At 64.1% G+C, this 21,991-nt stretch carries 19 protein-coding genes; 1 reads left to right on the top strand and 18 read right to left on the bottom strand.

All coding sequences use genetic code 11. From position 1 onward, the window contains the following. Positions 1-65: 65 nt before the first annotated feature. The gene (locus PLO63_16170; GenBank protein HOI75682.1) at positions 66-3,173 is read right to left on the bottom strand and encodes a PAS domain S-box protein; all 3,108 of its coding nucleotides are present in this window, start codon (positions 3,171-3,173) and stop codon (positions 66-68) included. 389 nt (positions 3,174-3,562) lie between these two features. On the opposite strand from PLO63_16170, the gene PLO63_16175 reads away from it, so the two are divergent. Continuing rightward, a complete protein-coding gene (locus PLO63_16175) occupies positions 3,563-4,444 on the top strand; it encodes a 4Fe-4S binding protein (protein ID HOI75683.1) in 882 nt (293 codons plus the stop codon). Here PLO63_16175 and PLO63_16180 read toward each other — a convergent pair. From PLO63_16180 to PLO63_16260, 17 genes are all read right to left on the bottom strand, one after another. Then, positions 4,407-4,898 carry an OsmC family protein gene (locus tag PLO63_16180; protein ID HOI75684.1) on the bottom strand — a complete coding sequence of 164 codons (492 nt, stop codon included), beginning with the start codon at positions 4,896-4,898 and terminating at the stop codon, positions 4,407-4,409. The genes PLO63_16175 and PLO63_16180 overlap by 38 nt on opposite strands. 102 nt (positions 4,899-5,000) lie before the next feature. Continuing rightward, positions 5,001-6,740 carry a sulfoacetaldehyde acetyltransferase gene (gene xsc, locus PLO63_16185; GenBank protein HOI75685.1) on the bottom strand — a complete coding sequence of 580 codons (1,740 nt, stop codon included), beginning with the start codon at positions 6,738-6,740 and terminating at the stop codon, positions 5,001-5,003. Positions 6,741-6,771: 31 nt separating this feature from the next. After that, positions 6,772-8,025: an acetate kinase gene (locus PLO63_16190; protein ID HOI75686.1), complete on the bottom strand. Its 1,254-nt coding sequence runs from the start codon at positions 8,023-8,025 to the stop codon at positions 6,772-6,774. Beyond that, entirely contained in the window at positions 8,022-9,218 is a 1,197-nt protein-coding gene (gene nrfD, locus PLO63_16195; GenBank protein HOI75687.1) for a polysulfide reductase NrfD, read from the bottom strand. Before nrfD ends, PLO63_16190 begins: the two co-directional genes overlap by 4 nt. A gap of 13 nt (positions 9,219-9,231) precedes the next feature. After that, positions 9,232-9,993 (bottom strand): 4Fe-4S dicluster domain-containing protein, encoded by a 762-nt coding sequence (locus tag PLO63_16200; protein HOI75688.1) that lies wholly within the window; start codon positions 9,991-9,993, stop codon positions 9,232-9,234. Beyond that, entirely contained in the window at positions 9,990-10,439 is a 450-nt protein-coding gene (gene dsrJ, locus PLO63_16205; protein ID HOI75689.1) for a sulfate reduction electron transfer complex DsrMKJOP subunit DsrJ, read from the bottom strand. The genes PLO63_16200 and dsrJ overlap by 4 nt, the downstream gene beginning before the upstream one ends. Continuing rightward, complete coding sequence (locus PLO63_16210; GenBank protein ID HOI75690.1) at positions 10,436-12,049, bottom strand: (Fe-S)-binding protein; 1,614 nt, start codon at positions 12,047-12,049, stop codon at positions 10,436-10,438. The genes dsrJ and PLO63_16210 overlap by 4 nt, the downstream gene beginning before the upstream one ends. A 2-nt stretch (positions 12,050-12,051) precedes the next feature. Further along, positions 12,052-13,038, bottom strand: coding sequence for a sulfate reduction electron transfer complex DsrMKJOP subunit DsrM (gene dsrM, locus PLO63_16215; GenBank protein ID HOI75691.1), 987 nt, complete (start codon positions 13,036-13,038; stop codon positions 12,052-12,054). A gap of 1 nt (position 13,039) precedes the next feature. Next, positions 13,040-14,419 carry a (Fe-S)-binding protein gene (locus PLO63_16220; protein HOI75692.1) on the bottom strand — a complete coding sequence of 460 codons (1,380 nt, stop codon included), beginning with the start codon at positions 14,417-14,419 and terminating at the stop codon, positions 13,040-13,042. A gap of 11 nt (positions 14,420-14,430) precedes the next feature. Continuing rightward, positions 14,431-15,084: a hypothetical protein gene (locus PLO63_16225; GenBank protein ID HOI75693.1), complete on the bottom strand. Its 654-nt coding sequence runs from the start codon at positions 15,082-15,084 to the stop codon at positions 14,431-14,433. A gap of 485 nt (positions 15,085-15,569) precedes the next feature. Beyond that, positions 15,570-15,890: a TusE/DsrC/DsvC family sulfur relay protein gene (locus tag PLO63_16230; protein HOI75694.1), complete on the bottom strand. Its 321-nt coding sequence runs from the start codon at positions 15,888-15,890 to the stop codon at positions 15,570-15,572. Between the two features lie 23 nt (positions 15,891-15,913). Beyond that, positions 15,914-17,377 (bottom strand): hydrogenobyrinic acid a,c-diamide synthase (glutamine-hydrolyzing), encoded by a 1,464-nt coding sequence (cobB, locus tag PLO63_16235; GenBank protein ID HOI75695.1) that lies wholly within the window; start codon positions 17,375-17,377, stop codon positions 15,914-15,916. Between the two features lie 10 nt (positions 17,378-17,387). Next, positions 17,388-17,612, bottom strand: a complete 225-nt coding sequence (locus tag PLO63_16240; protein ID HOI75696.1) for a dissimilatory sulfite reductase D family protein — start codon at positions 17,610-17,612, stop codon at positions 17,388-17,390. Between the two features lie 2 nt (positions 17,613-17,614). Further along, a complete protein-coding gene (gene dsrB, locus PLO63_16245) occupies positions 17,615-18,676 on the bottom strand; it encodes a dissimilatory-type sulfite reductase subunit beta (GenBank protein HOI75697.1) in 1,062 nt (353 codons plus the stop codon). 1 nt (position 18,677) lies between these two features. Beyond that, positions 18,678-19,868 carry a dissimilatory-type sulfite reductase subunit alpha gene (dsrA, locus tag PLO63_16250; GenBank protein ID HOI75698.1) on the bottom strand — a complete coding sequence of 397 codons (1,191 nt, stop codon included), beginning with the start codon at positions 19,866-19,868 and terminating at the stop codon, positions 18,678-18,680. After that, positions 19,855-20,547, bottom strand: coding sequence for a TetR/AcrR family transcriptional regulator (locus tag PLO63_16255; GenBank protein HOI75699.1), 693 nt, complete (start codon positions 20,545-20,547; stop codon positions 19,855-19,857). Before PLO63_16255 ends, dsrA begins: the two co-directional genes overlap by 14 nt. A gap of 417 nt (positions 20,548-20,964) precedes the next feature. Further along, positions 20,965-21,987: an alcohol dehydrogenase catalytic domain-containing protein gene (locus PLO63_16260; GenBank protein ID HOI75700.1), complete on the bottom strand. Its 1,023-nt coding sequence runs from the start codon at positions 21,985-21,987 to the stop codon at positions 20,965-20,967. Positions 21,988-21,991: the final 4 nt, after the last annotated feature.

The following is a 21,991-nucleotide window of genomic DNA, read 5'->3' on the forward strand; positions in this document are numbered from 1 at the left end:
CGGAAAGGGCATGTTCGATATACCCGCTGCCGGGCGGAAAGGCTCCCGGTATTGGACTGCATCGTTCATGGCGGGGACTGCTGCCTCCCCTCCTGCCGTTCCTGCCGCCCGCCGGGCGGAGAAAGAGCGCGCTGAACGCTCAGGGACAACTCTTTCATGCTGTAGGGTTTCTGGATGAATCCCCGGCAGCCCGACTCCATGACCTTCTGCACCTCCCCCTGGAGGCCGTAGCCGCTCGACAGGACCACCCGGACCCCCGGATCGATCTCCCGGAGCATCCGGAGCACCTGGGCGCCGCTTATCCCCGGAAGGATCATGTCCAGGATCACCAGGTCGATCCGGTCCCGCTTCTCCATGTACATCGACACGGCATCCTGACCGCTCGCCGCCGGGTACACCGTATAGCCGAGCGCACCCAGCATCCGGGACGCCGACTCCAGGATCATCGGCTCGTCGTCCACCAGCAGGATCCCCCCGCTCCCGGTCAGAAGATCCTCCGACGGCCCCTGATCCTCCGCCGGCACCCTCTCCTCGGAAGAGGGAAGGTACACGTTGAACGTCGAGCCCCGACCCGGCTCGCTGTATGCCTTGATCAGGCCGCCATGGTTCCGGATGATCCCGTAGGCCGAGGCCAGGCCCAGGCCCGTTCCCCCTTCCTGCGACCGCGTCGTAAAGAACGGCTCGAAGATCCGCTTCAGCGTCTCCCGGTCCATCCCGACGCCGGTGTCCGAAACCGAGATCCGGACGTAGCTCCCCGCCTTCGTCTCGAAGGCCCGGGCATCCTCTTCCCGCAGGACCACGTTGCTCGTCCGGATGTGCAGGTTCCCGCCCCGGGGCATGGCGTGGCCCGCGTTGATGTACAGGTTGAGAAGAACCTGCTCCAGCTGCCCAGGGTCCGCCTCCACCGGGTGCACGTCCGCCTCCAGTTCCAGGTCCGCCTCGATCTCCTTCCGGGTCTCGATGAAGAACTGAACGCTCTTCCGGACCAGGTCGTTGACCGCCAGCGTCCGGACCTCGTACTTTCCCTCCCGGGCAAACCCAAGAAGCTGCCTCGTCAGGTTCGCCCCCCGCTTCACGTGCTCCTCGATCCGGCCCAGGCGCTTCGCGTGCGGATGGGACGGATCGTGCTCCATCTGCAGCAGCGACACGTTCCCCTGGATCCCCATGAGGATGTTGTTGAAGTCGTGCGCCACCCCGCCCGCCAGCTGGCCGATGGCGTCCATCTTCTGCGACTGGAACAACTGCCGCTCCAGCTTCCGGCGGTCCTCCTCCAGGGCTTTCCAGTCGGTGATATCCTGCAGTACGAAGATCAGGCAGGGTTCCCCCGCGAGCCGGATGGGCCTTGCAGAATAAATGCCGTTCCGTTCGGATCCGTCCTTGCACCGGAACGTGAATTCCCGGTGAAGGACGTCGCGACCTGCCTTCAATTCCTCCACCATGAAATCCCGATCCGCCGGATCGACCCAGAAATGGATCTCCGTGGAGGTTCTGCCGACCGCCTCCAGGCGCTTCCATCCGGTGATCTCTTCAAACCCCAGGTTGGCCTCAACGATCCGCCCGTTCTCCACCCGGGTGATGGCGATGCAGTCCGGGGCCGTCATGAAGACGGTCGAGAATTTCTCTTCGGACTGGCGGGACATTTCCTCCGCATGCTTTCGCTCCGAGATGTTCAGCAGGAGCCCGTCGAACACGTAGCAGCCCTCGTGGCGCGTTGGGGTGGCCAGACCCTGGAACCAGGTGATCTCATGCGGCGATGTTGAAAAGAACCGGCCTTCAAAACTCCAGGAGCTGACGGTGGCCACGGCGTTCCGGACAGAATCCAGGAACCGTTCCCGGTCCTCCTCGTGGATATGGGACAGGAAGACGGGGAAGAAATTCTCCGCGTCCGCCGGCAGGTTGAAGAGCTCCGCCAGGCGTTCGCCGGCATAGCTGATTCCCCACTCTCCATCGTCCTGGGCATAGAACTGGAAAACGACCCCCGGCATGTTCATGGTGATGCTGCGCAGGTGTTTCTCATTTTCCAGGAGCGCCTTTTCCGCCCGCTTTTGCCGTGTGATGTCGCTGAAGATGCCTTCCACACCCAGTGGGGTCCCATTCCCGTCGCGGTAGAAATGGGTGTTGGTGGACACGGGCACCGGGCTTCCGTCCTGTTTCTTCAGGGTGACCTCGTAATTCGAGACCCGTCCTTTCGCCTGCAGCTCCTGGATCAGCTTTGCCCGCTCATCGCCGTCATAGTAGAAGTCTTCCGCAATGTTCTTCCCGAGCAGTTCCTCGATGGTATCGTATCCCAAGAGACGCGCTCCCGAAGGGCTCACATACACGAGGTTTCCATCCAGATCGGAGCGATAGAGCGTGTCCTGCATGTTTTCCACGAGGGTCCGGAATTTCTCTTCACTCTCGCGGACAGCCCTCTCCGCCCGCTTCCTCTCGGTCATGTCCAGGATGGAGGCCAGGCTGTTGGTCGTCCCGGGTATCATGGTCACGCGGAGCATGACATCCCGGAGTTCCCCCTCCCGCTTCCGGATCTTCGTATCGTAGACTCCCGGCGCCAGGTCCGGATCGATGCGGCGCAGGCGGTGGAACATCCTCATGCGTTCCAGGTCCGCCGCGTCGGCGATCAGCTCCGTCCAGCTCATTGTCCCTTCCACCCGGGCCTTCGGGTAGCCTGTCAGATTTTCGAACTCCTTGTTGACCAGGGAGATGGTCGTGTCCTCGCTGATGAACATCATGGCGATGCCCGTGTTCTCGAAGAGAATCCGGTATCGTTCCGCCGCCGCTTCCAGGTCCGATTTCACCTGTTCGGGACCGCCGTGTCCGGTCCCGACGGCCACGGCGGCTCTCCCTTCCGAGCCGGCCGCCGCCGGACATGGCAGGACGCTCCAATGGATGTTCCTCTGAATGCCATGCGAAGAGACGACGTGCAGTTCGAAGACCTCTGACCGGTCCCCTTCCAGGGCCTGCTGAACGGCAAACAGGAACGTCTCTTCCCCGTCGAATGACAGAAAAGGAAGGCGATTCCGCTGCTTAAGATCCTCAAGGCGGTATCCGACGCATCGCTCGAAGGCGGCATTCATCCAGACAACCTCCCGGGAATGGTCAAACATCAGGACAAAGGCCTCCGTCGCATCAGCGATCTCCTCCAGAACATCCAGCTTGGAGCGGTTCAGGATCATCCTTATATCCCTCTTGTTTGAGCAACGTATCCCCGGGAACAGGAAACCCGGATCGACCCGTCACAAGCGCTGTCACACCACCTTGAAAAAAAGAGTCGGGCAGAGAATGGAAAAGCAAGGATTGTGCCTTCTGAAGGACCGGATCCACGACGCATTCCCGCAAGGCCTCATAGAGTGTATGGAATTCAATTTAAAGGAGTTTTCGGATTTCGAGCGCATGGTGCTCCGGGTTTGCCCGGCCGTCAGGAATCCATCAACCGTCCGAATTCCTCTGCAATCTCGTCAATCCGTTGACGGGAGAGGTCATTTTCCCCGGTCATTGCATCGGCGGAGTAAATCGATTATCCATATTCCTCCTCCACCGTCTGCGGAAAGAAAGGTACGAACCGATGTCCCGAAGGCCCGAATGGACACTGACGCTTCTGAAGCATCTCTGGCCGCTGACCTACCTGTCCCCCAGGGTGACCCGCCTGCCGCTCGTGGGGAAATTCTTCGCCCTGTTGTTTGTCCCCATGTTCTCCGGCCGGAACTTCAACATCAGCTATCTCCCGGTGAACGAGGGAATCCAGGGGGCTGAAAGCGTCGTGATCCCGCGGCTGGTTATCGAGGAGTTCATCCGGCGCACCCCCCACCGGGTCATGATCAGGCGCTGCACCTGCCGGGAATCGAAGCAATGCCGTCACTTCCCCTTCACGGAGGCCTGCCTGCAGATGGGCGAGGACACGCGGCACCTGGACCCCCGCATCGCCGATCACCTGACGGTGGAAGAGGCCATCGCCCTGGTGGACCGGCAACTGGCGCGGGGACTCATCCCCATGCTGGGCCGGGTGCGCGTGGACCACTATTTCTACGGCTCCCCGAACACCGGGAGACTGCTCACGGTCTGCTTCTGCTGCACCTGCTGCTGCACGGTGCTCAACTCGGCCCGCTTTTTCCCGCAGGCGGCGGCGGACTCCATCGTCCGGCTCAAGGGGCTTTCCCTGCACGTGGATCATGACCTCTGCACCCGGTGCGGCCGGTGCGTCGAGGCCTGCTTCATGAAGGCGCTCCGCCTGGAGGAGGATGCGGTCGTACGGGATGAAGGACGGTGCAAGGGGTGCGGCAGGTGTGAGACGGTCTGTCCCGGTGACGCCATTACGATGACGCTGGAAAGTATCGAGGATGCCGTCGAGGAGCTGCGGGGCCGGGTCCGGGAGCGGGTCGATTTCGGGGAGGCGGGTTCCGTCCCGCGCCTCAGGCCGGATCGACGTCGGGGTCCCGGTCCTCGATGACGGTCCGGACCGTGACGGCCATGTCCTTCCGGAGGGTGTTGTACACGGAGCAGTAGGTGGAGTGAGACAAGGCGACGGCCCGGTCGACCTTGCGGGGATCGACGTCCCGGCCGGCGATATGGAGCACCATCTCCACGGACCGGAAATACTGCGGCGGGCTTGAGTTCCTCTCCGCCGTCAGCTCCATCCGGAACCCCGCGAGGCGCACCCGCATCTTCTTCAGGATCATGACGACGTCGATGGCCATGCACCCGGCCAGGCTCAGGAGCAGCGCCTCCGTCGGCTTGCAGCCCCACTGGCCGTCGGAGTCGAAATCGATGTCGTATCCCTGGGGCGTCGAGCCGGTGAACCGGAGGTCCCGCTCCCAGACCAGGGACGTTTTTACGGGCGGCGGGACAAAATTCTTGTATCCCTCCAGGGTCGCCTTCACGTCGTTACTCTGCTGTTCTTCCATGGATCAAACCCTTTCCGATGCCGGTGCCGGGATCCCGTGCGGGAAGCCCCGCGCCGTCGGGGCGCGAGGCTTCCCTGTTCGATAGCGGGCCGGAGCGGAACATCAATCCCAGTTCCGGTAATCCAGGTGATCGTACTTCTTGAGGAATCGCGTCGGCAGGGCCAGGGCGTCCTTCCGGAACGGCGGCGCCAGCTGCGTCCCGTCCACGACGAACTCCAGGACGGTGGGCTTCCGGCTCTTGATGCACGTCTCGAAGGCGTCCCGGATGTCCTCCACCCGGTCCACGCGGACGCCCTCGGCTCCCATGGCCTTCGCCACCGGGACGAAGCTCTCCGGGTTGGGGATGTCCACGCCGCAGAAGCGGTTGTTGTAGAAGTCGATCTGGTTCTTCGCCTCGGCGCCCCACCACATGTTCCGGAACACGCAGGCCACGACGGGGAGGTTGTGCTCGACGGCCGTGCTGACTTCGTGGAGGCTCATCCCCCAGGCGCCGTCGCCGATGATGGCGATGACCGGCGATTTCGGACGGGCCAGCTGCGCACCCAGGGCGGCGGGATAGGCGAATCCCGTGTTCCCGAAAGTGAGGGCCGCGATGTGCCGGCGGCCGCCGTTGAATTTCAGGTAGCTGTTGGCCGTGGAGGAGACGTTCCCGATGTCCGTCGCGACGATGGCGTCGTCCGGCAGGGCCCGGGAGATCTCCAGGAGGACGCGCCGCGGGTTGACTGGATTCCCCTTGACCATGGCGGCCTTGACGATCTCCTTCTCCCATGCGTCCCTCTCCTTCTTCACGGCGGCGAGGCGGCGCGGGTCCGGCTTGCGGTTTTTGTCCGTGCCCTTGAGGCGCTTCAGGATCTCGACGGTTGCCTCCCGGGCGTCTCCGATGATGCCCACCTCGATGGGATGGGTGCGGGCGATGTGCTTGGGGTTGATGTCGATCTGGATGATCTTCGCCTTGTCGGGGAAGTAGTTGATGTCGTACTGGGGCAGCGTGCCGAACACGGAGAGCCGGGTCCCCACCGCGAGGACCACGTCCGCCTTCGAGAGGATCTTCATGGCCGCCTTCGATCCCATGTAGCCGATGGGGCCGACGGAGAGCGGGTGATTGCCGTAGAAGGCGTCGTTGTGGAGGTAGGTGACCGCCACGGGCGCCGTCAGGTGCTCGGCGATGTCCTTGATGACGTCCAGGGCGTCGGCGTCGACGACCCCCCGGCCGGAGACGATGACGGGATTCTTGGCTTTTGCCAGCAGCGCCGCCGCCCTGTCGAGGCTCGCCATGGAGCCGCAGCCCCGGGCGTCCACGCGGTACTGGGAGGGCTTGAGGATGGTCTCTTCGATCTCGCCGTAGAAGTAGTCCCGGGGAATGTCGTACAGGACGGCCCCACGCTCGGCATAGGCGATCCGGAAGGCCGTGCGCAGGCAGTCCGCCGCCCGCTTCGGATGGGGCACCCGGACCGTCGCCTTGGTGATGGCCTTGAAGACCGACACCTGGTCGCACTCCTGGAAGCCGTCCCAGCCGATCGTCGGTGTCCCCGCCGAGGGGGAGATGACGATCAGGGGCGTGTGGCCCATGTTGGCCGCGGCTACGGACGTCACCATGTTCGTGATGCCGGGCCCGTTCTGCCCGGTGATGACCCCGGCCCGGCCGGTGATGCGCGCGTAGGCGTCTTCCATGTGGCCCGCGCTCTGCTCGTGCCGGACGGGGATGAACCGGATCCCCGCCGACGGGAAAAGATCCAGCATGTCCATGAAGGCCGATCCCACGATCCCGCAGACGTGATCGACCCCTTCCGCCAGCAGCGTCTCGACGATCGCTTCGCTGGGCGTCATTTTTACCTTTTTCATCGCCAAACCTCCGTTTCGCGTTGTTTTGTTTCTATCTTTCAGCGGCGCCTGCGAACTGCCGCTGCCGTTTGCCTGTTGCCGTTTTCCCGTCGAGTCCGAGGACCGACAGGGTGTCCCGGGCGATCAGCCGTTCCTCGTCCGTGGGGATGACAAGAACCCGGACCGGGGAACCGGACCGGGACACGTCGGACTCCGGCACGCCCCACTCGTTCTTTTCCGCATCCAGTTCAACCCCCAGCCACGGGAGAAACGAACCGATCCGCGCGCGCATCTTCGGGGAATTCTCCCCGATGCCCGCCGTAAAGACAAGGGCGTCGAGGCCGCCCATGGCCGGGACCAGGGAGGCGACCCCGCGGGCGACGCTGTAGGCGTAGACATCGAGGGCCAGCCGGGCCCGGGCGTGCCCCCCGCCGGCGGCCGACTCCAGGTCCCGGAAATCCGGCGAGAGGCCGGAGATGCCCAGGACGCCGCTTTCGTGGTTCAGGATCGACATCACCTCCGCCAGGGGGATGTTCAGGGTCTCGACCAGGTGGGCCGGGAGCGCCGGGTCGATGTCACCGCACCGTGTGCCCATGACGACGCCCGACAGGGGCGTGAACCCCATGGTCGTATCCATGGATTTCCCGTCGCGGACGGCGCAGAGGCTGGATCCGTTCCCAAGATGGCAGGTGACGATCCGGAGCCCTTCCCCTCTCTTCCCGAGGAGCTCCGATGCCCGGGAGGAGACGTACCGGTGGGACGTTCCATGGAACCCGTACTTCCGGATGCGGTTTTCCTCGTAGAACCGGTATGGAAGGGCGCAGGTGAAGGCGTGCTCCGGCATGGTCTGGTGAAAGGCCGTGTCGAAGACGGCTGCCTGCGGGGCATGCGGAATCAGCTCCGCGCAGACGTCGATGCCCGTCAGGTTGTGGGGGTTGTGGAGGGGAGCCAGGTTCCGGCAGGTCTCCAGGGTCTCCCGGACCGCGGGATCGATTGCCACGGAGGAGCGGAAATATTCCCCCCCGTGAACGAAGCGGTGCCCCACGGCGGCGATGTCGCGAATGCCCGCCAGAACGCCGCCTTCCGGTCCGACCAGGTGCTTCAGCAGCACGTCGACCGCTTCGCGGTGACCCGACAGGCTCTTTTTCCTCGCGAAGGGATCCCTTCCCGCGACCTCGTGGCGGACGACCGAATCGGCCCGTCCCAGGCGCTCGGCCTGGCCGCGGGCGAGGACCCGCTCCCCGGGCATGTCGAAAAGCTTGTACTTGATGGAGGAGCTGCCGCAGTTGAGGGTCAGGACGTTCATGGCTCACCCGCCCCTTTCGCGGCGGCCCGCAGGGCCCGCGGCTCCATCTGCGCCTTGACCGCCGTGAACAGCCTGTACAGCAGGGTCAGAACGAGAAGCCCGCCGGCCCAGACGCCCAGGGTGATGGCGATCTCCGGGACCGTGGGGACATAGGTGCCGATCTCCCCGGTGGGGGACGGAACAAACCCCGTGACGATCAGGCCCAGCCCCTTCTCGATCCACAGGGAGACGAACACCGCCGCGCAGGCCGCGGCCAGCCATGCCTCGTTCCGCCGCAGGGAGGGGACCAGAAGGACGGCCAGGGCGGCCACGGCCAGGACGGCGGAGGTCCACATCCACGGCACCAGGGGGCCGTGTCCCTCCAGGCCGTGGAACATGTACTCGAAGTGATCCGCCAGCGACGGGATGCCGCTGTAGAAGGCCGTGAACACCTCCATCAGGACAAAGAAAATGCTTGCCGCCAGGGCGTAGGCGATGATCTTGCCCAGGGTCTGCAGGGGCTCCCGGCCTGCATCAAAGGCCGTATACCGCCGCAGAACGAGGCAGACGAGAACCAGCAGCGCCGGCCCGGAGGCAAAGGCGGAGGCGAGGAAGCGCGGAGCCATGATCGCCGTCAGCCAGAAGCCCCTCCCCGGCAGGCCGGCGTAGATGAAGGCCGTGACGGTGTGAATGCTGACGGCCCATGGAATGGACAGGTAAATCAGCGGCTTGACCCAACCGGGGGGCGGCACGCCCTTCCGCTCGCTCTCCAGTACCGACCAGCCGATGACGAGGTTGAGCAGCAGGTATCCCGTCAGGACGACCATGTCCCAGAAGAGGATCGACGTGGGCGACGCGTGCAGGATGACGTTGAAGGCGCGGTCCGGCCGGCCCAGGTCCACGATGATGAAGGTAACCGACATCAGGACGGCGGCCACGGCCAGGAATTCGCCCAGGAGGGTGATCCTGCCGAACAGCTTGTAGTCGTGAAGATAGTACGGGAGGATGAGCATGACGGCCGAGGCGGCGATGCCGACCAGGAACGTGAACTGGGCGATGTACAGGCCCCAGCTGATGTCCTGGTTCATTCCCGTGATGCCCAGGCCTTCCTGGAGCTGGCGCAGGTAGGCGAATCCTCCGGCCGCGAAGATGATTACGAGGATGCCCGTCCAGAGCCATCCAATGCGCCTGCCTGCCGCCATCCTGTCCATCATCTTTCCGCTCCTGTCACGACACGATGTAGAAGACATGCGGTTCCGTCCCCAGTTCGGGCCGGCGGCGGACCGTCCGGCGGTCTCTCACGAGCCGGCGGACCTCCGAGGAGGGATCCGCGATGTCCCCGAACAGCAGTCCGCCCCGCTTCCCACAGGCCTCGACGCAGGCCGGCGGCATGCCCTTCGCGAGTCGCTCCTCGCAGAAGTTGCACTTCTCCACGACGCCCCGGGTCCGGGTGGGATAATCGGGATTCACGGACCGGAGAAACGGCCGGGGATCCCGGAAGTTCATGCTCCGCGATCCGTAGGGGCACGCTGCGATACAGAACCGGCAGCCGATGCAGCGGTGATAGTCCATCGCGACGATCCCGTCGCTCCGCCGGAACGTGGCCTTCGTCGGGCAGACCCGGACGCAGGGTGGATTCTCGCAGTGGTTGCAGAGGGCAAGGACGGGGACGTCCCGCCGGCCGTCATCCAGGTAGGGATGCCCCTGCTCCGGGAAGGCGTTCCGGAACGGCACCTGGCGGATCCAGCGGATCTGCTTCCCGGATCCGGCGATGTCCGGAACATTGTGAATCGTGTGGCAGGCGTCGATGCAGTCCCGGCATCCCGGCGGGCACTTCCCGGGGTCGACGACCATCGCCAGGCGACCGGCTCCGGCTGCGGGAACGATCCCCTTTCCGGACGAGGCGGAGCACGGGAGGACCGGGAGCATGGATCCCAGGACGAGGGTCCCTGCGATTTTCAGGAGCCGTCGGCGTTCCCTGTCGATCATTTCCCCGTCCCCTTCCCCGTCACGGGAGCGGCCGCCGTCTCGCCCGCCGCTTCCGGCACGTTGTGGCAGTCCCAGCACTTCGGCTTGACGGCCGCATAGTCGTGGCAGCGGTCGCAGAACCGCTCCTTGTTGGAGTGGCACTTCATGCACGTCCCCGTCAGGCTCATCTCGAACCGGCGTCCGTCGGGGGTTTCGAAGGTGCGCCGGCCGTTGCGGACCACCTCCGTTCGCCACTCGTCCAGGATCTGCATGTGCCGCGTCTTCATCTCGTCAGTCGGCGCGATGCACTCCCTTGCAGGCAGCGCCCGGATCGCCGGTGTTTCGAGATCGAGATCCGGGCCGGGCATCGCCTTTCCGGCGGCCTGCCAGAAGGGATACGAAGCCAGGGCCAGGAACACGGCCAGGCCGATGCCGATCGCGATGAGACCTCCCCGGCGTCCCTTCATGATTCTCCGTTCTCCCGGATGGGTGTTCCCCTGAGGTCCGTCAGCCGCTCGTTCTCTCCCGTCATCACCAGGGCGTTGCCCACCAGTTCGTGGACACCCATGACCGAGACGTCGGGAACCCAGTATTCCATGAGGGTTGTGAGGGTCGCCCGGTCGATGGCACAGATGCAGGCCAGGCGGTTCACGTCGTGTTTTTCCCTCACCTCTTTGACGGCCATGGCCCGCGGCATGCCGCCCCGCATCCTGATCTCGATGTTCTCGTCGTTGCCCAGGCCGGCGCCGGCCCCGCAGCAGAAGGTCTTCTCCCGGATCGTGTCCTCGCGCATCTCGTGGAAATGCCGGCAGGCGCTGTTGATGACGTATCGCGGCTCCTCGAAGAACCCCATGGCCCGGGCGGGGTTGCAGGAATCGTGGAACGTCACCCGCAGGTGGTCGTTCCGGGAGGCGTCCAGCGTCAGTTTGCCATTCCGGATCAGGTCCGCCGTGAACTCCACGATGTGGACCATCTTCGTGGACCGGGCGTTTTCAAAGCGCGTGCCGGTGACCGGCGACACGGGCATCTCCAGGAAATCGGCCGGGCCGTTCATGGTGTCCATGTACTGGTGGATGACACGCCACATGTGGCCGCACTCGCCCCCGATGATCCACTTGACCCCGAGCCGCCGGGCCTCGGCGTAGATCTTCGCGTTGAGGCGCTTGATCATCTCGTGGGACGTGAAGAGGCCGAAGTTGCCACCCTCGGAGGCGTAGGTGCTCATGGTGTAGTCGAGGCCGAGCTCGTGGAAGAGCATCAGGTAGCCCATGAAGGTGTACGTGCCGGGGTCGGCGAAGTAGTCCGCCGAAGGCGTGACGAAGAGGATCTCCGCCCCCTTCCGGTTCAGCGGGACCTCCACGCGGACACCCGTCCGGTCCTCGATGTCGTCCGCCAGGAACTCCATCATGTCCTTGATGCCGCCGGGCTGGATGCCCAGGTGGTTCCCCGTCCGGAAGCAGTTGGCCGCCGGCTCGACGACCCAGTTGATGTTGCATCCCACCAGGTTCAGGAGCTCCCGCCCGATCATGGTGATCTCCGCCTGGTCGATGCCGTAGGGGCAGAAGACGGCGCAGCGGCGGCACTCCGTGCACTGGTAGAAGTAGTAGAACCACTCCTTGAGGACGTCGACGGTCAGGTCCCGCGCTCCCGCCAGCCGTCCGAAGACCCGGCCCGCGGCGGTGAAGTAGCGGCGGTACACGGAGCGGATCAGCTCCGCCCGGAGGACCGGCATGTTCTTCGGGTCTCCCGTGCCGATGTAGAAATGGCATTTGTCGGCGCAGGCGCCGCAGCGGACGCAGATGTCCATAAAAAGACGGAAGGAGCGGTACTTCTCCAGGCGCTCTTTCATGCCTTCCAGGATGACGGCCTGCCAGTTCTCCGGCAGCTTCCAGTCGGCGTCGGCGGGCTGCCAGGCCCTCGGGTTCGGCAGGTCCAGGGCCGCCAGGTTCTTCGCCGCGCCGGCATAGCTCCACGTCCCCGGCCGGAAATCGACGGGCGTGTCCATCCAGGCCGTCTGGGGCGGTCCATAATCGATGCGGGTCAGGTCCGCGGATTTCGGCAGCTTGGCGATCGACACGGCTACTCCTTCTCCACGGGCAGTCCCACGGCCTTCATCTGGCCTCGGAACTCCTCTTCATATTCCTCGTAGGAATGGACCTTCACGGGCCCGTTCCAGGGGTTGACGTGGCGGTTCTTCCGGCTGTCGCCGGACAGATTCCGGGTCGGGCTCAGGAATACGCCGCCCATGTGCATCAGCTTCCCCAGGGGGAACCAGACCAGAAGCGCAGAGACACAAAAGAGGTGAACGAAAAACACCGCCGTCAGCCCCTCCGGAAGCGTTGGAACAAAACCGATCCACCCCGCGGCCAGCTCCTTGACCGCAACCAGGTCGATCTTGTCGAAATGGCGCATCAGCATGCCCGACCCGGCGATGCAGAAGACCAAAAGGAGCGGGATGTAGTCCTGGGCCAGGGAGATGTAGCGGACCCTGGGAACGGCGATGCGGCGCAGGAAAAGATACGCCGCGGCCGCGAGAAGACCGAGGTCCGACAGGTACAGGGTCGGGACGCCGATCTCGAACATGCCGTCCAGGGCGGTCATGGCGTTCACCAGTGATGTGACGGGCTCCGAGAAGAAGCGCAGGTGCCGGATCAGGATGACCAGGAGGGACGCATGGAAGATCCAAGCGAAGATCCAGAGCGCCTTCGTTCGTCCGTAGACGGGGCGTCCGCCGTACAGCTCCGTCCGGGTGTTCCGGAAAAGGGAGCGGAACAGCGCGGTCTCCAGGAACATCCGCAGGACCACGCCCGGCCCGCCGGCGGGATTCTCCGCCGGGTCGGCCTTGATCCAGGGGAGGGACTTCTGCTGGCCCGAGGTCACGGTGATGCGGAACGGGACGGGCGACCTTGCCCACAGAAGGACGCGCCAGACGAAACCGAGGATGAAAACGGCCCATGCCGCATAGGGGACGGCGATTCCCAGGAGTCCCTGCCATCCCGCGCTTACTGACAGAACGGGAAAAAGGAGAATGATGGCGGTGAAGACAATGGACGCGAAGATCGGCATGTCAGGCCTTCTCTTCCCTCTTGAGCGCCCGGCCCACCAGGTCGTGGAGTCCGGCGACTTCCATTTCGATTTTGTGATGCTTGACCAGTTCGCGCAGCTGCTTTTTGCAGTTGGCGCAGGGCGCGACGACAACCCGGGCTCCCGTCGCCCGAAGCTGCTCCGCCTTCTTGAGGCCCCCGACGGACATGCGCCACGGCTCGAGATCGGGAGCGACCACGAGCCCCCCGCCTCCTCCGCAGCAAAGGCTCATCCCGCGATTCGACTCCATTTCAACGATCCCGATCCCGGCGGCTCGGAGAAGCTCCCGGGGCTCTTCATAGATCCCAAGGCCGCGGCCGAGGTTGCAGGGGTCGTGGTACGTGACGGGGCCCCGGTCTTCCGTGGCGGTGAAGGCAATCCGGCCTTCCGCGAGGAAGCGGCGCGTCACCTGGAGAATGCTCTCGATCCGGATGTCCCGGTACTCCGGTTTCCCGAGGACCCTGTGGAACAGCAGGGCCGCCTTCGTGGCATGCCCGCACTCCCCGATCACGAGAGTCCTGCATTTCAGGCGCTTCACCTCCGCCAGGAGCCGGTTGAGAATCTCCTCCAGTTTTTCGTCGCTGTAGAAGAGCCCGTAGTTGATGGCGTCGAAATCCTCCGTGCCGACCGTCCAGGACGCCCCGGCGGCGTGGAAGACCCGGGCTATCCCCAGCAGGGTGTCCGCTTCCATGATGTAGTCGCTCACCGGCGCGGCAAAGAGGTATTCCGCCCCCTCGACATCCCTGGGAATCGGGATCTGGATGCCCGTTTCGTCCGCCAGTTCCTCTTCCAGGAAATCCAGGGTATCGAGGAAGGCCGCCTTCGGGATCGAGGAGGTGTTCCCCCCGGAGCCGAGCTGGGCCGCGACACTCACGGTGATGTTCTTCGGAACGAAACCGATCTCGGCGAGGAGAACCCGTCCGATCCTTGTGATGAGGGCATTGTCGACGGCCAGGGGGCAGTGAACCCCGCAGCGGCGGCACATGGTGCAGCGGTAGAAGGCCTCCACCATGGCGTCGATATCGCCGGCGGTCAGTCTTTTCGCCCCGACCAGACGCCCGAGGATGCGCCCCGAAGGCGTGAAATAGCGGCGATAGACCCGCCGCAGGAGGTCGGACCGCCAGGCCGGCAGATCGCGGACATCGCCCGTGGCCTTGAAAACGGGACACTGCTCGGCGCAGTTGTTGCACCGGGCGCAGGTGTCGAGATACATCCTGAGCGGGCGATCATAGATGTCCAGCTCCAGGATGTCCTTCAGGGCGCCGAGAAAGCGCGCTTTCCTCTCCTCGCGGGCAACGGGGGATTCGCTGCGGAAGGGGTATGTCGGGTCTGCGGACGGTTGTTTGATCGTGGACTCAGGCATGGCGATTCGGTTCAGCTCTTCTGCCACTTGATGGCATGATAGGCAAAGTACTTGGAGACATAATGGATCATCCGGCTCCAGGGCAGGTAAACCAGAAACAGCCCCCCCAGGACGATCACCGGTGCGAATTCCTGCGGCAGCAGGGCCGCATCGGGCCTCAGGAGCGCCAGGCTGAGGAAATAGGCCCTCGGTGAGGCGGCGACGGCGGAAGCGGCCAGCGCGGCCACCGCAAACGACGCCAGGAAAAGCAGGTTGAAGAACTCCTCCGGGGTGGTCACGGCCCTCAGGTATCGATCCATCGAGCGCAGAGCCGCCAGGTAGACCAGTGCCGCCAGGAGAATCACGAGCATCAGCCGGACGGCTGTCCCGGGCACCCATCCCGCCAGATACAGGATGAAAAGAAGCACGAAACCGCCCATGGCCATGTGGAGGGCATAAGCACCGATCCAGAGCCGGCGGTTGAAATGGTATAGGGTGCCGAACGTGAAGATCTCCCCGGCCATGTACTTCAACTGGCCGGCCGCATCCTTCGGGAAGGGATACAGCGTCCACTTGACATGGGCCGGCAGGGACCGCCAGCGGATGAACCGCACGGCCGTTCCCAGGACGAACAGTCCCAGGGCCAGGTAGGGAAAGACCCGGGCGATGAATTCCATTCCCGTCATGCCGATTCCTCTTTTTTCAGGGACAGACAATGACCTGTCCCTCTTCTTCCTGTTTTACTGCAAAGGGGATCGATTCTTAATCTGTCCCTTTGCAGGGAGGCCCCTATCAAAGGCCGCTCAAAAGGGGTTGAATGCAAGGCGCCCGAAATCCGGAGTCGCGAGGCGTCGCCATTCAGAATCCGCCTTTTTTGACCAAATTGCCGTCTCAGGCCCGAGACCTCGCAAAAAGCCCGCAGGCAAGGCGCGCAAGCCCCGAGGAGCGAGGCGTACTTTGTCCGTACGCCGCAGCGACGAGGGGCGCCGCGCAACGCCGCATCACGCCCTTCATACACCGATCGATCTGGAGAGCCCCTCAAAGGCCGTTCAAAAGGGGTTGAATGCAAGGCGCCCGAAATGCTGGGACGCGAGGCGTACTTTTTCGTACGTCGAGCGGCGCAGGATGAGGGCAACGCAGCAGGCAGCCCCTTTTCAACGGCCTGGGCCTGCTACACGCAGCCGGTAGGCTTGGAGAGCCCGGCCAACTTACACGCCCCCTTCGCCGGTCCCGTGGGGAACAGCTCGTAGAGCTTCTTCATGTCGATCCCGTTGTCCTTGCACACCTTGCGGACCATGGGGGCGATGCCGAACTGCTGGAAATAGTTCCTGAGGTAATGGATGAGCTTCCAGTGCTCGTCTGTCAGCGTTCCCTGGATGTCCTCCGTACTCGCGTAAGCCTGGGCGAATTCCTCGCTCCACTTGTCCAGTTCCTGAAGGAACCCGTCCTCGTCCACTTCATACGTTTTGCCCGCCAGTTCGATGGTCGGCATGGTCCGTCACCTCCAATTATTTTTTATGATTCCTGTGCAGGGATGAGATGCATCTCCTGAACGTTTTCAAATGGTTTCACGTATCTGTCCGCCCCGTTCCAGGCGCTCCGGAACGCATGCGCCCGATCGAGCAGGGCGTCCGCCCATTCCTTCGTCCCCAGGGCATGCAGGTGGGTGTAGCCCGCCAGGATGTTCTTCCGGCACAGGCCGTCGTGCAGGCCGTCGACGCCGGTTCCGCGCTTCATGTGGTACGCGAAGCGGATCCGGGTCTCGTCGAGCGACAGGATCCGGGAGTGGTGGAATTCGTGCCCTTTCAGGGTGCTTCCCACCGGAAAGAAGGGATTCTCTTCCGCAACCTGGAGGACCGTGTATCCGTGCCCCTGGGGCTTTCCGGTCATGGCGAACGTCACCGGGAGCGCCCCCGCCATGGGATAGGTCCGGCCGCCGATCGCCAGGCTCTCCCCCAGGTACATCAGTCCGCCGCACTCCGCGTAAACGGGGAGGCCCGCCTCGGCCGCCTCGTGCAGGGACGTCCGGAAGCCGCTGTTATCCGCCAGGGCCTCCGCGTGCGTCTCGGGAAATCCTCCGCCGATGTAGAGCAGGTCCACGTCCGGCAGGGTGTCGTCCCGGAGCGGGCTGATCTCGACGATCTTCGCGCCCTGCTCCGCCAGGGCCGCCAAGTTCTCGGGGTAATAGAACTGGAAGGCCGAATCCCGGAAGACGCCGACGGTCAGGCCGGATGCAGTCTTCTTCCGCCGCGGCATGCGGAAGGCCGCCACCGCGGACGCTGCAGGCGCCTGCTCAGCCACGGCCAGCAGGCCGTCCAGGTCGATATGGCGCGCCGCCACCTCCGCCGCCCTGTCCAGGGCGTGCACGATGCGCTCGTGCTCCTGGGGCGGCGTCAGGCCCAGGTGCCTCTCGGGGAAAGGGAAGTCCTTCATCCGGGGCACGGCCCCCAGGACGGGCAGCCGGCAGGTTTCCTCAATGGTCCGCCGGAGGATGTCTTCATGGCGGCTCCCGGACACCCGGTTCAGGATGACGCCCCGGATGTCCACACCCGGATCGAGGACGGTGCAGCCCAGGATCATTGCCGCCGCCGTGCGGGTCACCTTGTTGCAGTCCATGATCATGACGACGGGCGCTTCCAGGAGCTTGGCCAGCTCCGCCGTGCTGTGGCTTCCCCGGACGTCCATGCCGTCGTAGAGGCCCCGGTTCCCTTCCACGAAGGCCAGGTCCCCTGCCCCGGCATGGCCGAAAAAGGACCGCCGGATCGTCTCCCCGTCCATGAGAAAGGAATCCAGGTTGCGGCAGGGCCGGCCGGCGGCCATGGACAGCCATGCCGCGTCGATGTAGTCGGGTCCCTTCTTGAAGGGAACGGACCGGATCCCCCGCTTTGAGAGGGCGGCCATGACGCCCACGGAGAGGGTCGTCTTTCCGGCGCCTCCCCGTAGGGCGGCGATCACCAGCCGCGGAACCGATGCTTTCATGATCCTGCACTCACCCTTCCGTATAGAATTCCGCCAGGACGATGTAGGTCGTCGATCCGCTCGACCAGTACTTCAGGACGTCCTCATCGATCAGGGCCTTCACGGCGTTCTGGACGGCGTGCCGGTCCTCGCCGGGAAACCATTTCGTGACATCCCGGATATAGAACATCTTCTTGTCCGCCTTCGACTTGTCCCGGAATGCCTGTGCAACCCGCTCTTTCAGATCTTCCGCCATGGTTACCTCCATTTGAACTGCATCGACGACCGGAACGTCTCCGTGGCCAGGTCGAAATCGTCGATGTGCTTGTCTGTGAAGGGAATGCCCGTCAGGCTGAAAAACCGCTCCCAGCCGATGCGCTCGATCCACTCGCCGACCCGCTCGTGCTTGCGGGCGCCCGCCGCGTACACCTCGATGATGTTCTTCACCGCGTCGACCACCTCCGGCCAGCGCGGTGGATTGTTCGGAAGGAAGGGGATTGCCAGCTTGGAAAACATCGGGGCGCTGCGGGCGTTGGAGACTTTCCCGCCCACCCAGATGGAGATGCCGTCGTTGTCCGCGTCGGCGATCGGCATGGCCGGACAGACGGTGTAGCAGTTTCCGCAGTACATGCATTTTTCTTCGTTGATCGTGACGGTCTTGTTCTTCATGTCCCCGCGGATGGCGCCGGTGGGGCAGGAGGCGACCGTCGTCGGGATCTCGCAGACGTTGGGGACCCTCGAATTGTCGGGCCTGGGAACCGTCCGGTGGATGCCGAGGATGGCGATGTCGGAGCAGTGGACGGCTCCGCACATGTTGAGGCAGCAGGCCAGGGCGATCCGGACGTGGGCCGGCAGCGTCATGGTCACGAAGTAGTCGTGGATCTCGTCCATCAGCGCCTTGACGGGTCCCGAGGCGTCCGTGGCCGGCGTGTGGCAGTGGACCCACCCCTGGGTGTGGACGATGTTCGACACGGAGTGGCCCGTTCCGCCGACGGGATAGTTCCGCCGGGCGAGCTCCTCCAGGAGCGGCTCCACCTTCGACGGGTCGGAGACCAGAAACTCGATGTTGTGGCGGCTCGTGAAGCGCAGGTAGCCGTCGCAATAGGTCTCAGCGATGCCGCAGATCTCCCGGATCGTGTCCGTCGAAAGGAGGCGCGGCGAGCCGGCGCGGACCGTGTGGAGCGTCTCTCCCGATTCCCCGACGTGCACGAGGACGCCGGGCTTCAGGATTTCATGGTACAGCCACTTCCCGTAGTTCCTCTGAACGACGGGGGGAAGCATGGTTTTGTAGTCGGGGGGGCCGATATCGGTGGCAGCCATCTCACTTCACCTCCTGCTGAATGTCTTCGGGCCAGAAGAAGACGTAGGGATTCGTTCTCGGGGCCTTGACCATCTGCGGCGCCGCGGGGATGTCGATCGCCCGGAGGAACGTCCGCATGCCGAGCCTCTTGATCAGCTCGCCCAGGCGCTCGCGGGAGCGGCCGTTGTCGCACCACCAGTCCTGGATGCGGAGGATCAGGTCCTTCAACTCTTCATAAGGCGGCTCCAGCTTGATGAACGGAACGAGGACCCAGGAGAGGAGCGCCCCTTCGACGATGGGGGCCTTGCCGCCGACGAGGATGGTGGCGCCCTGCTCTTCCCCGGGGCGCAGGGCCCTGGGCATCAGGTTGATGCAGTGCATGCACCGCGTGCAGTCCTCGTCGTGAATCAGGAGCTTCCGGCCGCCCCACTCCATGCACCGCGTGGGGCAAAGGTCGCACACCTCCCGCTGGATGTTGAGACCCGCCTCTGCATAGGCCTCCACCTCGGCCGGATCGATCCGGATGTCGCCCTTCCAGGTCCCGATAATGGAAAAATCGGCCCGGGCGATGGACGCTACGCAGTCGTTCGGGCAGGCGGAGATCTTGATCTTGAACTTGTAGGGGAACATGGGCCGGTGAATCTCGTCCTGGAAGTTCATCGTCAGGTGGTGGCAGAGATCCAGACTGTCGACGCAGGCCCATTCGCAGCGCCCCGGCCCGACACAGCAGCTCGGTGTCCGGAGCGCGGACCCGGAGCCGCCCAGGTCGAACCCGGCCTCCGACAGGTCGTCGAAGCAGCCCTGCAGATGCTCCGTCGTTGTCCCCAGAAGGATGGCGTCCCCGGTGGAGCCGTGCATGTTCGTGAGACCGCTGCCGTGGCCGTCCCAGATGTCGCAGAGGCGGCGCAGCGTGTCGGTCTTGTAGAACCAGCCGGACGGGTGGTTCACCCGGATGGTGTGAAAGGCCTGAACGTTGGGAAACAGGTCGGGGCGGTCCGAGTACCGACCGATGACGCCGGAGCCGTAGCCCTTGACGCCGACGATACCCCCGTGTTTCCAGTGACCGATCCGGTCCTTGTAGGAAAGTTCCAGCTGGTTCAGGAGATCCTTCGCCATGGGGCTCTTTTCAGCCGCCTTCTTGATCTCCCTGACGAAGCTGGGCCACTTTCCCTTCTCCAGTTCATCCAGAAGAGGTGTTTCAGTGTTTGGCATTGTGCTTTCTCCCTGTGTTCAAAGATAGGGGGGCGCTCATTTCATCGGCCGGGCACTGCGGCTGTCGCAGCCCGTTGATGAAATGCTCCACCGCCTCCATGTAAACGGTTTCGTGATCCACGTCGGCCAGGATCGTTCTCTGCAGTTTCCGGAAGTGGAGCATCCCGTGAAGGGTGCCCCACAGGATGATCGCCTGCGTCCTCGGATCCACCTCCCGGAAAAGCCCCGTCCCGATGCCTTCTGCGACGGCCTCCGCCAGAACGGCAACGCTCCGGTTCCCCTGGCCGTCGATCCTGGTTTTCAGATCCTGGGAAAAGATCGTCTCCGGTGAGGACAGGAAGTAGTCGATGATCTCGAAATAGTTGTTGTGCTCCAGGCTGAACCGGAGATAGACGCGGGCAATGGCCCTGATCTTTTCCTCCGGGGAGGATGAGGCAAGGCCGGCCTCCCGGATCATGCCGCCCAGGATTTCCAGTCCCTCGAGCTGAAGCGCCGCATAGAGGTCTTCCTTGCTGTCGTAATAGAAATAGATGGTGCCTACGCTCAGCTCCGCCCGCTTGGCGATCTGGTTGATCGTCGTTGCATGGAGGCCCTTCTCGAAGAGCAGCGCCCTGGCCGTATCCAGGATGTCGTTCTTCCGCTGCTCCCGCTCCCTCTCCCTTCGTTCCCTTGCTCCCATCCCGTTGTCACTCCCCCCGCCCTGTCATGATGTGGCTTGCGCGTCCGGCCTTCCCGTGATAATCGCGGCGGGCATACAGAAATCTTCGGGAGGCCGGTTCACCTTTTCGTCACGCCCATGCCATTTAAGCTTCTTTACGGATACATCCACTGCCGCGGCCGCACAACATACAGCGCCGGTTCCGTCGATACGGTCGAGGAGGCCGAGGCCTGGGTACGGCGGCATGAGTCCGGGGCGGCACCCGCCCTGAAAATTCCGCCCGGCGACCCGGTCCGCTCCTGCCTGGCGGCACACTGTCCGTTCAAGCGCCAGAAACCCTGGTTTTCCTATCTCGCTCATTCCGAATGACCCTGCACGCCGTGCCATCGGGGGATGAACTTCGAATCGGTCCCCCGGTCATTCATCCTCCACAGCCCGTCAGAATTCCTCCCCGATCGCAAGCAGCACCTTGCGGGCAAGCCCGGTGTCGATCCGGTCCCGATAGATCTCCGGCAGGCGATCGAGGGGCACATAATCGGAGATCAGAGGCCGCGCATCCAGGAGCCCCTTCGCCATCCACGCCAGGCACTGCCTGTTCTCCTCGTGGGTGTTGGAAATCGACGCCGTCAGGCGGATCTCCCTCAGGTTGATCTTGTAGGGGCCGGGAATCTCCGCGGGCCGGAACATCATGCTCACGATGCAGATCTCGCCGCAGTCGGCCGCCAGGTCGATGGCGCGGCTGACATTGGACGGGACCCCCGAGCACTCGAACACGTTTCGGAAACCGCCGGAAACCAGGCCCATGACGTTCCAGTCCAGGTCCTTTTCCGCGGGATCGAAGGCATGATCGGCACCCCAGGCCAGGGCGATCTTCCTTTTCTCCTCGATGGGCTCGAAGAGAACGATCGGTCCGTATCCGAGAATCTTGAGGAGCCGGACCGCACACAGGCCGATGGGTCCTCCCCCCGTCACCAGGGCGGACCCCGTTTCTTCCGACGTGCAGCGGATGCCGTGCAGGGCCGCGGCAAACGCCTCCGCCAGGGCGGCGTTGTGGGAATCGACGCCGTCGGGAACGGGGATCAGCATCTGGGGGTAGACCTTGACGTATTCTGCAAAGCCGCCCGGGAGATCGCCGATCCCCGTGGTCCGGCGGTGGACCCGGCAGAGCTGCTCTTTCCCCCTTCGACAGTTGGCGCAGGTGCCGCAGTAGGTCGGACGGATGCACACCCGCGTGCCGAGGGGCAACCCCTCCGCTGCAGCGCCCTTCTCCACGACGACACCGCTGATCTCGTGACCCAGGATGTACCCGTCCGGGAGGAGTCCCCCGGCCACCAGGGAGTGATCGGACCCGCAGAAGCCCGTGTTGGCCACCCGGACCAGGACCTCGTCGTCGCCGACCCGGTAGTCCGGCACTTCCTCGAATACCAGTCCCCTCCCGGGGTGAAATACGACCGCTTTCATCATG

The organism is Syntrophales bacterium (assembly GCA_035363115.1).
Classification (GTDB): domain Bacteria; phylum Desulfobacterota; class Syntrophia; order Syntrophales; family PHBD01; genus PHBD01.

Bases quoted from the DNA above. Each gene is read 5' to 3' on its own strand.
- dsrB (HOI75697.1), bottom strand. From the start codon at position 18,676: ATGGCTGCCACCGATATCGGCCCCCCCGACTACAAAACCATGCTTCCC.
- PLO63_16230 (HOI75694.1), bottom strand. From the start codon at position 15,890: ATGCCGACCATCGAACTGGCGGGCAAAACGTATGAAGTGGACGAGGAC.
- dsrA (HOI75698.1), bottom strand. From the start codon at position 19,868: ATGCCAAACACTGAAACACCTCTTCTGGATGAACTGGAGAAGGGAAAG.
- PLO63_16170 (HOI75682.1), bottom strand. From the start codon at position 3,173: ATGATCCTGAACCGCTCCAAGCTGGATGTTCTGGAGGAGATCGCTGAT.
- dsrJ (HOI75689.1), bottom strand. From the start codon at position 10,439: ATGAAGGGACGCCGGGGAGGTCTCATCGCGATCGGCATCGGCCTGGCC.
- PLO63_16180 (HOI75684.1), bottom strand. From the start codon at position 4,898: ATGGAAGAACAGCAGAGTAACGACGTGAAGGCGACCCTGGAGGGATAC.
- dsrM (HOI75691.1), bottom strand. From the start codon at position 13,038: ATGCCGATCTTCGCGTCCATTGTCTTCACCGCCATCATTCTCCTTTTT.
- PLO63_16240 (HOI75696.1), bottom strand. From the start codon at position 17,612: ATGGCGGAAGATCTGAAAGAGCGGGTTGCACAGGCATTCCGGGACAAG.
- PLO63_16200 (HOI75688.1), bottom strand. From the start codon at position 9,993: ATGATCGACAGGGAACGCCGACGGCTCCTGAAAATCGCAGGGACCCTC.
- xsc (HOI75685.1), bottom strand. From the start codon at position 6,740: ATGAAAAAGGTAAAAATGACGCCCAGCGAAGCGATCGTCGAGACGCTG.
- PLO63_16260 (HOI75700.1), bottom strand. From the start codon at position 21,987: ATGAAAGCGGTCGTATTTCACCCCGGGAGGGGACTGGTATTCGAGGAA.
- nrfD (HOI75687.1), bottom strand. From the start codon at position 9,218: ATGATGGACAGGATGGCGGCAGGCAGGCGCATTGGATGGCTCTGGACG.
- cobB (HOI75695.1), bottom strand. From the start codon at position 17,377: ATGAAAGCATCGGTTCCGCGGCTGGTGATCGCCGCCCTACGGGGAGGC.
- PLO63_16175 (HOI75683.1), top strand. From the start codon at position 3,563: ATGTCCCGAAGGCCCGAATGGACACTGACGCTTCTGAAGCATCTCTGG.
- PLO63_16190 (HOI75686.1), bottom strand. From the start codon at position 8,025: ATGAACGTCCTGACCCTCAACTGCGGCAGCTCCTCCATCAAGTACAAG.
- PLO63_16255 (HOI75699.1), bottom strand. From the start codon at position 20,547: ATGGGAGCAAGGGAACGAAGGGAGAGGGAGCGGGAGCAGCGGAAGAAC.
- PLO63_16220 (HOI75692.1), bottom strand. From the start codon at position 14,419: ATGCCTGAGTCCACGATCAAACAACCGTCCGCAGACCCGACATACCCC.
- PLO63_16225 (HOI75693.1), bottom strand. From the start codon at position 15,084: ATGACGGGAATGGAATTCATCGCCCGGGTCTTTCCCTACCTGGCCCTG.